Source organism: Pseudoalteromonas apostichopi (genome assembly GCF_030297135.1).
Classification (GTDB): domain Bacteria; phylum Pseudomonadota; class Gammaproteobacteria; order Enterobacterales; family Alteromonadaceae; genus Pseudoalteromonas; species Pseudoalteromonas apostichopi.
Genome location: NZ_AP028065.1, coordinates 354,678 through 368,586, shown reverse-complemented (window position 1 = coordinate 368,586; position 13,909 = coordinate 354,678). Strand labels below are relative to the sequence as shown.

The following is a 13,909-nucleotide window of genomic DNA, read 5'->3' as shown; positions in this document are numbered from 1 at the left end:
TTATAATTCGTTATAGCCAAATCTTATAACATATAACAAAAATATAAAACGGCCTGCGCCAAGTTTATTTCAAGGCACCTTAATTACCGTCGTAACCTGTGTCTTCAAGTAATTCATCGCTGCCAGCAGCTTCGCGAGCAAGATCGTCAACAATTTCATTATATTTATTGCCGCTATGGCCTTTTACCCAGCGCCATTCTACGTCATGCTGTTGGCATGCTGCATCAAGTCGTTTCCATAAATCGACATTCTTGACTGGCTTTTTTGCTGCTGTTTTCCAGCCGCGTTTTTTCCAATTTTCGACCCATGACTCAATCCCTTGTTTCACATATTGGCTATCGGTGGTGAGAATGACGTGACAAGAGCGGGTGAGGGTTTCTAGTGCAACGATAGCTGCGAGCATTTCCATCCGATTATTTGTTGTTAGGGTATAACCTTGACTTAATTGCTTCTCGTGACCGTTGTATCGCATCACGATGCCATAACCTCCAGGCCCTGGATTACCTAAACATGATCCATCGGTGTAAATCTCTACGGTTTTCTGCACTGTTTTACCTTGATATTGTGTACAATAAAGTGATGATAGAAAGATACCAGAGTCAGGCTTAAGACGATATGGCACATAGACAAATAGTTTTAGATACAGAAACCACGGGTATTGACCCAAAGCAAGGCCACCGCATTATTGAAATCGGTTGTGTTGAACTTGTTAATCGCCGCCTTACTGGCAACAACTTTCATGTGTATATCAATCCACAGCGTGAAATAGAAGAAGAAGCGATAGACGTTCACGGTATAACCAATGAATTTTTGCGTGATAAGCCTTTATACCACCAGATTGCTCATGAATTTTTAGAATATATTCGCGGCGCTGAGCTTGTAATCCACAACGCTGCGTTCGATATCGGTCACATGGACAATGAATTTGCATTGTTAAATCAAGGTTTTCCGAATACTGCCGATGTATGTAGTGTACTTGATACTTTGAAAATGGCGCGTGACTTGCATCCAGGTCAAAAGAATAACCTTGATGCACTTTGTCGTCGTTACGATATTGATAACTCAAAGCGTACCTTACACGGCGCACTGCTGGATTCCGAAATTCTAGCAGATGTTTACCTTTCTATGACGGGTGGACAAGTAAAGCTGAATCTTAATCAAAATAAAGATGAAAGCTCAACACAACAAGCTGGTGGTATTCGCCGACTTAGTGCTGATAGAGCACCGCTTGTCGTATTAAGAGCAACAGAACAAGAGCACGCCGCTCATGAAGAGCGTTTAGACTTGGTCGCTAAAGGTGGTCAATGCTTATGGCGTGCAGAATAGGGTAATAAAATGAGAAAACAACTACTAGCAGGATTAGTGTGTTTAATTCCCTTAACGGGATTTGCCAACGAGCAAGATAAAATAACCCCATTAGAACGTGATGGGGTGCAAAATGAAATTCCCCTGCTAGAGAACCGTTTTCGTATTGACCATAAAATCGATAAAGTTACTTTACTCTTCTTTCGTAAGCGCGGTGCGCCTGCCGTTGTTTTAGTTCGCCCTGATGGTACCAAGTACTATGCTACTGACTCAGTCAAAAATGATGACCTCGACTGGCATGATGAATTAAGCTATGACTTGATCACCATCAGCAACCCAATGCCTGGTCCCTGGCAAGTAGTCGGCAGCATTTTGCCAGATAGCCGTATAATGGTGCTGGGTGAAATTGAGCTTAATGTTGATCCACTCCCGCCTATGCTGTTTCGTGGAGAAACAGTCAAACTGACTGGCCGCGTATTAAATGATGGTGAGCCTATAGAAGTTGGCCAGTTTCGTGATGTAATAAGTCTACACGTTGATTTTGTCAGCACGAATAATAGTGATTTCGCAAACTTTGGCGCAGGTACGCAAAGTGTTACCGATTTTAGAGATGATGGGCGTGGCTTTGATGAGCGTCCTCTTGATGGTGTGTTTACCGGTGAATTTAAGCTGATATTCCCAGCCGGGGAGTGGCAACCCGAGCTTTATATAGAAACCCCTATATTAAAGCGTACCGTGGTACAAAAACCCATTGTCGTGCACGAACCGCCTTTTGCTTACGAAATAGCACTTGCTGAGCAAGATGAAGATGATCACATTTTAACGATCACCTTAAATCCTGAAATCGTCAAACCAGAAACAGTGCTTATTCAAGGAAAAATATATTACCCCAATAATGAAGAGCAAATGTTCTCTTTAGATGCTGATAAATCGCAAACACGTGAGCTTGCCATTAAAAATTATGATTGGGGTCGATACAGTGTCGAGCTTTCTGTATTTGGTAGCAATATAAATGACCGTGAATTTATGGCTACTTTACCTACTTATAAATTTGAAATAGAGCGCCCAATTGAAGCTGTACCAGAAATTGTTCGCCCTGAAATTGATTTAGAAGCGCAAGCGGAGCAACAACGAATTCTTGAAGAAGAACAAAAAACATCCACCATGCTCATGGTGACCTTAATTGTTGTTGGAAATTTAACCGTACTTTTATTGGGTTGGCTAGCAATTAGAATTTTTGTTCAAAAGAAACCGCTTAAATTTAAATTCTCGTTACCGTTTTTAAAGAAAAAAAATCAAACCGAAAATGATGAGCAAGCAACGAATGAAAATGAAGTTGGCAAAAACGGCTCAAAAAATGACAAATCAGGTGAAATTTTAAACCTTTCGATGTCAGATGACTAAAAAACCTGTAAAAATACAAAAAACCCCTTGACGAACCAGAGGGTGATTCGTATTATTCACGCCGCTGTCAGGGGAGACTCAGTCAGCAACGAAAATGTGGAGTGGTAGTTCAGTTGGTTAGAATACCGGCCTGTCACGCCGGGGGTCGCGGGTTCGAGTCCCGTCCACTCCGCCAATTTTCGACAATTTGTAAGTATGCGCTGGAGTGGTAGTTCAGTTGGTTAGAATACCGGCCTGTCACGCCGGGGGTCGCGGGTTCGAGTCCCGTCCACTCCGCCAATTACTTGCACAACTTATGGTTGTAAAACATTTTCCTTTGCGGAGTGGTAGTTCAGTTGGTTAGAATACCGGCCTGTCACGCCGGGGGTCGCGGGTTCGAGTCCCGTCCACTCCGCCAATAGGAAAATAAATAGCATTAGATACTGCGGAGTGGTAGTTCAGTTGGTTAGAATACCGGCCTGTCACGCCGGGGGTCGCGGGTTCGAGTCCCGTCCACTCCGCCACTATTTAAACGCTATTTTATTACAAAATTTGTATCGCGGAGTGGTAGTTCAGTTGGTTAGAATACCGGCCTGTCACGCCGGGGGTCGCGGGTTCGAGTCCCGTCCACTCCGCCAACAAATTAAGTAATAACAATGATATCTCTGCGGAGTGGTAGTTCAGTTGGTTAGAATACCGGCCTGTCACGCCGGGGGTCGCGGGTTCGAGTCCCGTCCACTCCGCCATTTGATATCATAAACAAATTAAGTGCATTACCCCATGCACATACCACTGCGGAGTGGTAGTTCAGTTGGTTAGAATACCGGCCTGTCACGCCGGGGGTCGCGGGTTCGAGTCCCGTCCACTCCGCCATTTGTTTTCCTCAAACAAATGATTAGATAAATCTTTACATTACAGCGTACTTTTCTCTTATACTGACATCGTATCTCGTATCTCGTATCTCGTATCTCGTATCTCGTATCTCGTATCTCGTATCTCGTATCTCGTATCTCGTATCTCGTATCTTTCATCCTATCTTGCTAATATTCTTCATTATTCCTATTTATTCAGCTTCTTATATCTGCATGAATAGCAAAGAATGGCGGCTCCACAACAAAAAGGAAATGCATTATGAGTACATTTGGAACACAACTAAAACACTATCGCAGTGAGCTAAAACTAAGCCAACCAGAATTTGCTGAGCAAGTTGGGATAGAACAAAGCTACCTTTCAAAACTTGAGAACGATAAATCAGTGCCTTCAAATGACACATTTCGTTCGATACTAACGGCGCTCAACCTAACAATTTGTGACTTTATGGAGCCATTAAAACACTCGGCAGATAAAGCGAGATTGATTAATGTGCCTGACATTGAAGCTTGGTATAAGCGACAAAGTAATAAACAATTCATTAAACAGCGCTCATTGATATATGTTGCCATACTGTTGAGTGCGCTAGGCTGTGCCATGTTTTATTTAGGGCATCAAGAAAAGCTATTCAATACAATGTTCTATGAGTACAAATCATACGGTGTAGTGAAAGATAATGAACCAGATGGCATTTTTCATGATTGGCGAACGCTACTCGTTGAACAAAGCCGCGAGAAAATAGATGCAAAACGTCGAGAAATGATTAGCAGGCATGATTTTAAATTTATTATCTCAGCTGACTATAAGGGCATCTCGTTTGTAGAGCCTGGCGAGCAAGACAGCAGACGCTTATACAGCCTTACTTCAAAAACACCTATTATCAAGCCGCATAAAGGCCATGTGTGGCTTGAGTTTTTAGGTATCTTATTGCTTGTGGTTGGTGCAGGTCTCATCACATTTGAGAGTAAACTGACAAGACAGCATTAATGAGTTGCAGAACCTGACGCGTGTTAGCTGGCGTCAGGGTCACGAGGAATTAAATGAGCAAACTGTTGCTGGTGGATTTGTTCGTATAAGGTCGCTGCATAGCTTTGCGCATCATGTAATCGGCGAGTACTAATGTGCTTTCTAAGGTCATCAAGAGCAGCGGTTGCAGGCTCATATCCTTGACTACTTGCCAAACTTAGCCAAACCGCACCATGAAATACGCTGTGCGGAACACCTTGCCCTTTGATAAAAAATAGCCCCATGTAGAATTGCGCTCTATGATTACCTGCCATAGCAGCTAGGCGCATCCATTTGGCTGCAAGGGGAGGCTGTTCATTTTTTAAATAATACAAAGCTTTGTTTAGTACGTTTTCAACAGATTGAGTACTTTTATCTGGCGCCGACCCTTTATCGGGTTGGGTAATAAAGGCAAGTACATTATCAAGCTGTTGCTCTAAATCTAAGCCTACTGGCGAATTATCAGACATAGTTTAGTTATTTTCTTGAATTAAAAGACCTTATTAGTTTAGAACATTGCAAGGCAAAATGTCCTCTTATTGAGATAAAATATGATAAAATTAGCCAATTAATCTCAACTTAAAGTTCAACATGTTCGAAAGACTTTTCAAAATCACTGAAAACAACACCTCTGTGCGCCGCGAGACTATTGCTGGCATCACAACATTCATTACCATGGTTTACATTGTATTTGTTAACCCTGCCATGCTAGCAGAAGCGGGAATGGATCAAGGTGCGGCATTCGTAGCAACCTGTATTGCTGCTGCAATTGGCTGTTTTATCATGGGTTTATGGGCAAACTACCCATTAGCACTGGCTCCGGGTATGGGCTTAAACGCCTTCTTCACTTATGGTGTTGTTTTGGGCATGGGCTACACTTGGCAAGCTGCATTAGGTGCAGTTTTTATGTCTGGCTGTATTTTCTTATTCTTAAGCCTATTTAAGGTGAGAGAGTGGATCATTGATGCTATTCCACTGGTATTAAAGCGTGCCATTGCCACAGGTATCGGTGCTTTCTTAGCGCTTATTGCATTGAAAAACGCTGGGATTATCGTAGCAAGCCCTGCAACCTTAGTGCAGTTAGGTGATATCACAGCCCCAGGTCCACTACTTGCGATTTTTAGCTTCTTTGTTATTGCTGCGCTGTTATATCGCGATATGAAAAGCGGCGTGCTTATTAGTATTTTACTAGTAACGGCTATTGCGCTTGGTTTAGACCTTGTGGAATATCAAGGAATTATTTCAATGCCGCCTTCAATTGCACCAACCTTTATGCAATTGGACTTTGCAGCCGCATTCGAAATCTCAATGCTAACAGTGGTTTTTGCGTTCTTATTTGTTGATTTGTTTGATACTTCAGGCACTTTAGTTGCTGTAACGCAAAAAGCAGGTCTTGCTGATGAACAAGGTAAAATGCCTCGTTTAGGTCGTGCATTAAGTGCCGACAGCACAGCTACCATTGCAGGTTCAATGCTTGGTACATCAACAACAACGTCTTACATTGAATCAGTAGCAGGTGTGTCAGTGGGCGGCCGTACAGGTCTTACTGCTGTGGTTGTAGGCATTTGTTTTTTGTTAATGATGTTCTTTGCGCCACTTGCTAGTATGATCCCAGCTTATGCAACTGCGGGTGCGATTTTGTATGTTGCTGTTTTAATGATGCAAAACTTAAAGCTGGTAAATTGGGATGATATGACAGATGCAATCCCTGTCAGCGTGGTATTATTAATGACACCGCTCACTTTCTCGATTGCACACGGTATTGCACTTGGTTTTATTTCGTATACTGCAGTGAAGTTGGTATGTGGTAAAAAAGATGAAATCAGTATTAGTGTGTGGGTATTAACAGCGCTGTTTATTGTTAAGTTTGCGTTTTTATCTTAATTAGCACAAAGCAAAGAAAAAGTGGTTTACCACTTTTTCTTTGGTGCGAATAATACATCTAAATCGTCTTGCTCTTGTTCTGCTTTTTTCTTCAGTGACGTTGCATTTGATGCTTTTAATTCAGAACTAATCGTTTCTAGATAATTCTCTACTTCTTGCTTTTTGGTATTAACATAATCATCGCTATAGCTAACTGCGCTGAGAGTCGCAAGTGCCTTTTCAAAATACTGTCTGGCAGAACCCACCATGTTTGCTGAACGGGCAGAGATACCACGCTTAATTTGGCTTTCTACATTGATTCGCAGTTGTAACTTTTCAAGACGTTTATCTTCAGCAACAAATATTTGGCTATCTATTTTACCTTTGCCATGCTCTGAGCGAAGTAAGGCACGTAATTTCTTTATCCCTTGAATTAGGGCAATCAGTTGTTTGTCGTTATCTGGTAGGGCTAATGCATCACTATTATTAGCTTCGATAGGAGAGGCTAAACGTTCTTTTGATTCTTTTAATCTGTTTTTCAATTCTTTTGAGCTTGGAGAGAGCTCTACCATACCTGCTAAAGCATCATAAATACGACGCTGAATAATACGTAGGATATTTTCAGACATTGGGATATTGGCACTGTTAAGCAGTACATCCTCTGCTTCTTCAATGATTTTTTTCTGTTTTGTAAGCTCTTTACGGCGCTCTGCTTCTTGTTTTTCTTTATGTTGTTGCACTGCACTGACCCATAGTGCGATCACAATTAATGCAACAATGAGCATGATGATGATAGAAACAATCATTACTAAATCTCAGTTTTAACTATCTAATTTTTTTATCTTACATTAAAAAGATTAGATCTGAACAGTTTTGCGGTTAGTTATCTCGAATAAACTTCTTACACTTACTACTTTATAATGAGTATAGCCTTAAACTAGCACCTTTATTGAATATTTTGCGAGTAAACACCGCTACCGAGCTGTAATTTAATGTGTTAGCCTTAGAAACAATCGATATAAATGTATAGCGCGATGAAATATCGCTTGGCATTGCGCTTTACAGCCTTTATAAATAAACAATAACAACGTCTACAATGCAGCCATGAAACTACAACAACTCAGATATATAGTCGAAGTCCAAAATCATAAACTGAATGTATCCGCAACAGCAGAAAGTTTATTTACCTCGCAACCGGGGATCTCGAAACAAGTTCGTATGCTTGAAGACGAACTCGGTGTACAGATCTTTGGCCGCAGTGGTAAACACCTTACCCATGTAACCAGTGCAGGTAACGAAATTATTAATATCTCACGGGAAATACTGTCGAAAGTTGAAGGTATTAAAGCGGTTGCCAATGAGCATACCTTACCCGATCAAGGTAAGCTTAATATTGCGACTACTCATACTCAGGCTCGTTATGCATTGCCGAATGTTATTCAAGGTTTTATGAAAAAGTACCCAGCTGTTTCGCTGCACATGCATCAAGGTACGCCGCAACAAATTTCAGATGCTGCAGCACGCGGCGATGCTGACTTTGCCATTGCGACTGAGGCATTGCATTTATATTCTGATTTAGTCATGTTGCCTTGTTATCACTGGAATCGCAGTATTGTTGTGGCAAAAACACATCCGCTCGCGCAAAAGGCTGATAATTTAACCGTTGCCGATGTGGCTAAATACCCACTTATTACTTATGTGTTTGGTTTTACTGGTCGTTCTGAATTAGATAAAGCCTTCAATGCTCATGGCCTTGAGCCGCATATTGTATTTACTGCAACCGACGCTGATGTAATCAAAACCTATGTCCGTTTAGGGCTCGGTGTGGGTGTTGTGGCGTCTATGGCGATTGATCAAATAACTGATTCTGATTTAGTGTGTATTGATGCAAGCCACTTATTTGAAGCGAGCACTACCAAAATTGGTTTTAGAAAAGGCAGCTTTTTACGCAGCTACATGTATGATTTTATTGAGCGTTTTGCACCACACTTAACTAAAGAGTTAGTGGAAAAAGCAAGCTTATTACGTAATCAAGAAGATGTTGATAAGCTCTTCGAAAACATTGAATTACCAGTAAAATAGATATAAAGAAGCCGCGTTAAAGCGGCTTTTTTATTGTGCTCAAAAGGTGCTATAAATTAACACTCGATGATATTAACAGCTAAGCCACCGCGCGCGGTTTCTTTGTATTTTGTTTTCATATCATTTCCTGTGTCGAGCATGGTTTTAATGACCTTATCAAGCGTAACCTTTTGCTCGCCAGAACCGCGCATTGCCAAACGTGATGCGTTAATTGCTTTAATTGAACCCATCGCATTACGTTCAATACACGGAACTTGCACAAGACCGCCAACGGGGTCACAAGTTAAACCCAGGTTGTGCTCCATACCGATTTCAGCGGCATTTTCAACTTGCACAACATTACCACCCATTATTTCAGTTAGTGCACCAGCGGCCATTGAGCAGGCAACGCCCACTTCACCTTGGCAACCTACTTCAGCACCCGAAATTGAAGCATTCTTTTTATATAAAATACCAATTGCTGCAGCTGTTAATAAATAACGTGTTGCAATATCACGGTCTACTTCTTTAATGAAAGTGTGATAATACATTAATACCGCTGGCAAGATACCCGCAGCACCATTGGTTGGTGCGGTAACAACACGGCCACCTGCTGCATTTTCTTCATTTACTGCAAGAGCAAACAAATCAACCCAGTCCATTGCGCGCAATGGGTCATTATTAACCTCAATATTTAATTTAAGGTGTAAGCTTGGTGCGCGGCGTTTTACTTTTAAACCACCTGGTAAGATACCCTCTGTACGCATACCTCGCTCGATACAGGCTTTCATTACTTGCCAAATATTAAACAGCTCATCTTTAATGTCTTTTTCGCTGCGTAGAGTTTTTTCGTTGTGCATCATAAGCGTTGATACACTAAAACCTGATTCACGGCATAGATCTAATAGCTCTTTTGCAGTATTAAACGGGTAAGGAGCTGGGTTTTCTTCGCGTATCTCGAGCGCTTTTTGTTTTTCGTTCTCGAACTCATCATCGCTTACGATAAAACCACCACCGATTGAGTAATACACCTTACTAAATAATTTTTCGCCATTTTGGCTGGCAATGATTTCCATTGCATTTGAATGTTTTGGTAGTGTTTTACGGCGGTGGAATACAATCGCCCCTTGCTTTGGGAAATTGGCTTTATGGCTTTGGTTTAAATAAATAACCTGTTCTTTTTCGATTTTTGCGAGGATATCGTCTACTAAATCAGCATCAATGGTTTCTGGATCATAACCAGCAAGACCTAATATTACGGCTTTACCAGAGCCGTGGCCAATACCTGTCTGCCCTAATGAGCCAAACAGCTCAACTTTAATATCGGTCACGTTTGCAAGTAAGTTTTTTTCTTCTAATTCGTTTACAAATAAACGCGAAGCGCGCATTGGGCCAACAGTGTGAGATGACGATGGGCCAATACCAATACTAAACATATCGAATGCACTGATCATAATTTGCTACTCATTTTTCTATTAACGGCATACTACCTGCCTTTGAACGGTGCCACATGATAACGTTTAAACGTGTCTGTGTAACCCTAAAAGCAGGATAATTAAACTGGTAGGGCGAGCTGTTTGATAAAGTTATTAATAATGCTGGCTGTTGCCCCCCAAAGCAGACCATGCGGGGTCATTAAGCCTTGTAAAATAATGATTTTACCATTTCGTTCAAAGGGCAGGGGCTGCCAATTTTGTTGATTACTCAAATAAGATAAAGGCAGTAAAAAGCTAGCAGCAACTTCGTTGGGATCTGCCTGCCATGTTGTGCCTTCGCTAAGGACACAAACAAATGGCTCAATAGTGAAACCGGTTAGGGTCGCGTATTGGTGTAATTTACCGTGAACCGTCACTTGATGTGTCGCAATATTGAGCTCTTCATTGAGCTCTCGAAGGGCTGTGTGCATCAAAGAGTCATCATGCTTTTCATACTTACCACCTGGTAAGCAAATTTCCCCCGGGTGGTGAAGCAGATAACTTGGTCGTTTACATAGTAATAAATGTGCTTCGTCATTTACATCAAGCAATGGTAGCATCACGGCACTGGCGCGCTTTTCGGCATTAAAGCGAATGGTGCTAGGGCTCTGTGTGGTTTTACTTAAACTAAAACGAGCTATTATTTGCTGACTATTCAAGGTAGTTACTTCAACTTTTACTTTAACAAAGGCAGTATTTTATTTACTTTATCGTAAGTTTCTTGGTACTCCAAGTCGACCTTTGAATCAGCCACAATGCCACCGCCAGCCCAGCAATAGATAGCACCTTGATGACACACTAAAGTACGAATTGTGATACTAGTATCCATGTTGCCACAGGCACTCAAATAGCCAATTGAGCCGCAGTAAACATTACGACGATGCGGTTCAAGCTCTTCTATAATTTCCATTGCACGAATTTTTGGTGCTCCAGTAATTGAACCGCCTGGAAAAGCAGCATGAATTTGGTCAACGGCATCTTTGCCATCCGTTAATTCTGCGCGCACAGTACTTACTAAGTGATGTACTGCCGGAAAGCTCTCTATGGCAAATAAGGACGGCACGGTGACACTACCTGGACGGGCAACTTTTCCTAAATCATTACGCAAAAGATCGACAATCATGACATTTTCCGCACGGTCTTTCTCAGATTGTTGTAAGCGAGAAGCTTGCGCTTGGTCTTGTTCATGGTCGGCCAAACGAGGAAGCGTTCCTTTAATTGGTTTGGTTTCTATTTGGCCCTGATTAACTGAAATAAAACGCTCAGGCGAGATTGATAAAATAGCGCCATCAGGGTGGTTTATATAGCTTGAGAATGGTGCTTTATTGGCTTCTCGCAACTGTTTATAGGCTTGCCATGTTGAACCCGAAAATTCAGCTTTAAATCGCTGAGCAAGGTTGATTTGGTAGCAATCACCGCTTTTTAAATAAGCTTGAATTTGTTCAAACTTTTCGCTGTAGCTGGCTTTGGTCATATTTGAGTGCCAGTCACTTGTTAGAGCGAACTCTGCACTTTCTGGTGTTTCGTTTAGCTGCTGTTGATAGAGTGCTAAGCGATTATGATTTGGCTGACAGACGTAAAACCAGCTTTGTTGTTGCTTATCAAAAATAAGGGCATCAGGATAAAGACCTATTGCCATTTGCGGCATATTAATATCGTTTTCGGCAGTAGTCGGCATGCTTTCAATCACGCGACCTAAATCATAACCAAAATAACCAAGCCAACCACCAGTAAAAGGTAGGTTGTTTGAGTTTGGTGTGTGATTAAACTCCCTAAGACCAGATTTCATCAAACTAAAGCAATCACTTGATTGTAATTTACCATCTACAAAGCACTGATTGTCGCGCACCTCTAATTGCTTTAATGGCGCAATGGCAATGATATCGAAACGGCTATTCACATGCTCGCTATTAGCTGAATCAAGTAACACGGCGTGGGGCAAATGAGCGAAATGAGTAAATAGCGTGATGCAATCACCGCTTAATTCTAATTTAATGCATAAATTTTCATCGTTTATCATCTACATTGCCCTGAATAACTAGCCCGAAACGGGCGAGGAGGGTATCATAAGTTAAATTTGATTGGCAGCGTTATGATTTCCTTTATAGTGATGCCATGACTAACCCGTAGAGTAAATCTTCGTCACCGGTTTACTCAGGATCACGTACAGCGCTACGCGATAAAAACTTAAGGAACCCGTAATGAGTACAATTCGTCAGCAAGACTTCATTGATAGCATTGAAGATGCATTGCAATACATTTCTTTTTATCACCCTCTCGATTTCGTACAAGCCTTAGAAAAAGCTTACAATAAAGAGCAAAGCAAAGCGGCAAAAGATGCCATTGCGCAAATATTAATTAACTCTCGTATGTCAGCTGAAGGTAAACGTCCACTGTGCCAAGATACAGGTATCATTACTTGTTTCGTAAAAGTAGGTATGGATGTTAAGTGGGATAAAACAGACATGACTGTTCAGCAAATGGTTGATGAAGGTACCCGTCGCGCATACTTAAACCCAGATAACCCATTACGTGCATCAATTGTTGCAGACCCTGCTGGTACGCGTAAAAACACCAAAGACAATACACCATCAGTTGTTCATATAGACTTAGTGCCAGGCGCTGAAGTTGAAGTAATGGTGGCAGCGAAGGGCGGTGGTTCAGAAAATAAAACGAAAATGGTTATGCTTAACCCGTCTGATGATGTGGCTGCATGGGTTGAAAAAACATTACCAACGATGGGGGCGGGTTGGTGTCCACCTGGCATGCTTGGTATAGGTATTGGTGGTACTGCAGAAAAAGCAGCTGTTCTTGCGAAAGAATCTCTAATGGACCCAGTTGATATTCACGAGCTTATTGAGCGTGGTGCAGAAACGACTGAAGAAAAAATGCGTATCGATATCTTCGAACGTGCAAATAAATTAGGTATTGGTGCACAAGGCCTAGGCGGTTTAACAACAGTGGTTGATGTAAAAATCAAAACGGCACCGACTCACGCAGCCTCTAAACCAGTGGTTATGATCCCTAACTGTGCAGCAACTCGTCACGTTCACTTTACGTTAGATGGTTCAGGCCCTGCTGATCTTAAAGCACCGAAACTAGAAGATTGGCCAGAAGTAACTTTTGAAGTTGGCGAAGGTACACGTCGCGTTGATTTAAACACACTGACTAAAGAAGATACGCAAGAATGGAAGATGGGTGAAACTGTACTTCTGTCTGGTACTATCTTAACGGGTCGTGATGCAGCTCATAAGCGTCTACAAGACATGATCCAATCAGGTGAAGGTTTACCAGAAGGCGTTGATTTTGATAACAAGTTTATCTACTACGTTGGCCCTGTAGATGCTGTGGGTGATGAAGCAGTAGGCCCAGCAGGCCCTACAACTGCGACTCGTATGGATAAATTCACCGATATGATGTTAGAAAACACAGGCATCATCGGTATGATTGGTAAAGCTGAGCGTGGTCCTGCTACAGTAGAATCAATCAAAAACAATAAGTCTATCTACTTAATGGCGGTAGGTGGTGCAGCTTACCTTGTTTCTAAAGCAATCAAGAAAGCACGTGTTGTTGCGTTCGAAGATTTAGGTATGGAAGCAATCTACGAGTTTGAAGTAGAAGATATGCCAGTAACCGTTGCTGTTGATAGTGAAGGTGCGAATGCGCATACGCAAGGTCCAGCTATTTGGAAAGCAAAGATCGAAGAACTTGATGGCAAATTAAAATAACCATCTTGTAACTCTTTAAATAAACGGCGCAACAGCGCCGTTTTTTTCAGCTCTGACCAGTCTTAGTTATTTCTTCACCATACCCTTAAAAAGCATATATTTCTTGGCTTTATCGATACAATTTCTTTGTAATATTTTCTTTACGCTATACTTTACCTTTACGTTCACGTAATTAAGTATGCAATGTTAATATTTTGTTTTGAATTAACAATGCTTAAA

Annotated in this window: 12 protein-coding genes and 7 tRNA genes; 13 read left to right on the top strand and 6 right to left on the bottom strand. The window is 41.6% G+C overall.

Going from position 1 to position 13,909, the window contains the following annotated elements; genetic code table 11:
* Window positions 1-79: 79 nt before the first annotated feature.
* The gene (gene rnhA, locus QUE86_RS01600; RefSeq protein ID WP_130051198.1) at window positions 80-547 is read right to left on the bottom strand and encodes a ribonuclease HI; all 468 of its coding nucleotides are present in this window, start codon (window positions 545-547) and stop codon (window positions 80-82) included.
* A gap of 68 nt (window positions 548-615) precedes the next feature.
* Here rnhA and dnaQ point away from each other — a divergent pair, with 68 nt between their 5' ends.
* The 10 genes from dnaQ to QUE86_RS01550 all read left to right on the top strand — a co-directional run bounded on the left by dnaQ (window position 616) and on the right by QUE86_RS01550 (window position 4,545).
* Entirely contained in the window at window positions 616-1,326 is a 711-nt protein-coding gene (gene dnaQ, locus QUE86_RS01595; RefSeq protein WP_130051199.1) for a DNA polymerase III subunit epsilon, read from the top strand.
* Window positions 1,327-1,335: 9 nt separating this feature from the next.
* Complete coding sequence (locus QUE86_RS01590; RefSeq protein WP_178927157.1) at window positions 1,336-2,709, top strand: TIGR03503 family protein; 1,374 nt, start codon at window positions 1,336-1,338, stop codon at window positions 2,707-2,709.
* 98 nt (window positions 2,710-2,807) lie between these two features.
* A tRNA-Asp gene (locus QUE86_RS01585) sits at window positions 2,808-2,884 on the top strand.
* A 27-nt stretch (window positions 2,885-2,911) separates the two neighbouring features.
* Window positions 2,912-2,988: transfer RNA gene (locus QUE86_RS01580), tRNA-Asp, on the top strand.
* A gap of 41 nt (window positions 2,989-3,029) precedes the next feature.
* Window positions 3,030-3,106, top strand: a tRNA-Asp gene (locus tag QUE86_RS01575).
* Between the two features lie 29 nt (window positions 3,107-3,135).
* Window positions 3,136-3,212: transfer RNA gene (locus QUE86_RS01570), tRNA-Asp, on the top strand.
* A gap of 37 nt (window positions 3,213-3,249) precedes the next feature.
* Window positions 3,250-3,326, top strand: a tRNA-Asp gene (locus tag QUE86_RS01565).
* A gap of 31 nt (window positions 3,327-3,357) precedes the next feature.
* Window positions 3,358-3,434 (top strand) — tRNA-Asp (locus QUE86_RS01560).
* Between the two features lie 50 nt (window positions 3,435-3,484).
* A tRNA-Asp gene (locus QUE86_RS01555) sits at window positions 3,485-3,561 on the top strand.
* Window positions 3,562-3,819: 258 nt separating this feature from the next.
* On the top strand, window positions 3,820-4,545 hold the full coding sequence (locus QUE86_RS01550; protein WP_286258794.1) for a helix-turn-helix domain-containing protein: 726 nt from the start codon (window positions 3,820-3,822) through the stop codon (window positions 4,543-4,545).
* Between the two features lie 23 nt (window positions 4,546-4,568).
* Here QUE86_RS01550 and QUE86_RS01545 read toward each other — a convergent pair whose 3' ends face one another.
* Window positions 4,569-5,033 (bottom strand): SEL1-like repeat protein, encoded by a 465-nt coding sequence (locus QUE86_RS01545; RefSeq protein WP_119852042.1) that lies wholly within the window; start codon window positions 5,031-5,033, stop codon window positions 4,569-4,571.
* Window positions 5,034-5,154: 121 nt separating this feature from the next.
* On the opposite strand from QUE86_RS01545, the gene QUE86_RS01540 reads away from it, so the two are divergent.
* Entirely contained in the window at window positions 5,155-6,447 is a 1,293-nt protein-coding gene (locus tag QUE86_RS01540) for an NCS2 family permease (RefSeq protein ID WP_167657755.1), read from the top strand.
* Between the two features lie 26 nt (window positions 6,448-6,473).
* Here QUE86_RS01540 and QUE86_RS01535 read toward each other — a convergent pair whose 3' ends face one another.
* Window positions 6,474-7,232 carry a hypothetical protein gene (locus QUE86_RS01535; protein WP_130051202.1) on the bottom strand — a complete coding sequence of 253 codons (759 nt, stop codon included), beginning with the start codon at window positions 7,230-7,232 and terminating at the stop codon, window positions 6,474-6,476.
* 298 nt (window positions 7,233-7,530) lie between these two features.
* Between QUE86_RS01535 and cysB the strand changes: the two genes are divergently transcribed.
* Window positions 7,531-8,508: an HTH-type transcriptional regulator CysB gene (gene cysB, locus QUE86_RS01530; protein ID WP_130051203.1), complete on the top strand. Its 978-nt coding sequence runs from the start codon at window positions 7,531-7,533 to the stop codon at window positions 8,506-8,508.
* A 56-nt stretch (window positions 8,509-8,564) separates the two neighbouring features.
* Here the strand turns inward: cysB and QUE86_RS01525 are convergent, their stop codons facing one another.
* The 3 genes from QUE86_RS01525 to pabB all read right to left on the bottom strand — a co-directional run bounded on the left by QUE86_RS01525 (window position 8,565) and on the right by pabB (window position 11,982).
* Window positions 8,565-9,941 carry an L-serine ammonia-lyase gene (locus QUE86_RS01525; RefSeq protein WP_130051204.1) on the bottom strand — a complete coding sequence of 459 codons (1,377 nt, stop codon included), beginning with the start codon at window positions 9,939-9,941 and terminating at the stop codon, window positions 8,565-8,567.
* A 101-nt stretch (window positions 9,942-10,042) separates the two neighbouring features.
* On the bottom strand, window positions 10,043-10,621 hold the full coding sequence (locus QUE86_RS01520) for an NUDIX hydrolase (RefSeq protein ID WP_130051205.1): 579 nt from the start codon (window positions 10,619-10,621) through the stop codon (window positions 10,043-10,045).
* 17 nt (window positions 10,622-10,638) lie between these two features.
* Window positions 10,639-11,982, bottom strand: coding sequence for an aminodeoxychorismate synthase component I (pabB, locus tag QUE86_RS01515; protein WP_286258782.1), 1,344 nt, complete (start codon window positions 11,980-11,982; stop codon window positions 10,639-10,641).
* Between the two features lie 181 nt (window positions 11,983-12,163).
* On the opposite strand from pabB, the gene QUE86_RS01510 reads away from it, so the two are divergent.
* Entirely contained in the window at window positions 12,164-13,690 is a 1,527-nt protein-coding gene (locus tag QUE86_RS01510; protein ID WP_062570698.1) for a fumarate hydratase, read from the top strand.
* The last annotated feature ends 219 nt before the right edge of the window (window positions 13,691-13,909 follow it).

Excerpts from the sequence above, each read along its gene's own strand:
- dnaQ (WP_130051199.1), top strand. The coding sequence starts at position 616 with ATGGCACATAGACAAATAGTTTTAGATACAGAAACCACGGGTATTGAC.
- QUE86_RS01590 (WP_178927157.1), top strand. The coding sequence starts at position 1,336 with ATGAGAAAACAACTACTAGCAGGATTAGTGTGTTTAATTCCCTTAACG.
- QUE86_RS01550 (WP_286258794.1), top strand. The coding sequence starts at position 3,820 with ATGAGTACATTTGGAACACAACTAAAACACTATCGCAGTGAGCTAAAA.
- QUE86_RS01545 (WP_119852042.1), bottom strand. The coding sequence starts at position 5,033 with ATGTCTGATAATTCGCCAGTAGGCTTAGATTTAGAGCAACAGCTTGAT.
- QUE86_RS01540 (WP_167657755.1), top strand. The coding sequence starts at position 5,155 with ATGTTCGAAAGACTTTTCAAAATCACTGAAAACAACACCTCTGTGCGC.
- QUE86_RS01535 (WP_130051202.1), bottom strand. The coding sequence starts at position 7,232 with ATGATTGTTTCTATCATCATCATGCTCATTGTTGCATTAATTGTGATC.
- cysB (WP_130051203.1), top strand. The coding sequence starts at position 7,531 with ATGAAACTACAACAACTCAGATATATAGTCGAAGTCCAAAATCATAAA.
- QUE86_RS01525 (WP_130051204.1), bottom strand. The coding sequence starts at position 9,941 with ATGATCAGTGCATTCGATATGTTTAGTATTGGTATTGGCCCATCGTCA.
- pabB (WP_286258782.1), bottom strand. The coding sequence starts at position 11,982 with ATGATAAACGATGAAAATTTATGCATTAAATTAGAATTAAGCGGTGAT.
- QUE86_RS01510 (WP_062570698.1), top strand. The coding sequence starts at position 12,164 with ATGAGTACAATTCGTCAGCAAGACTTCATTGATAGCATTGAAGATGCA.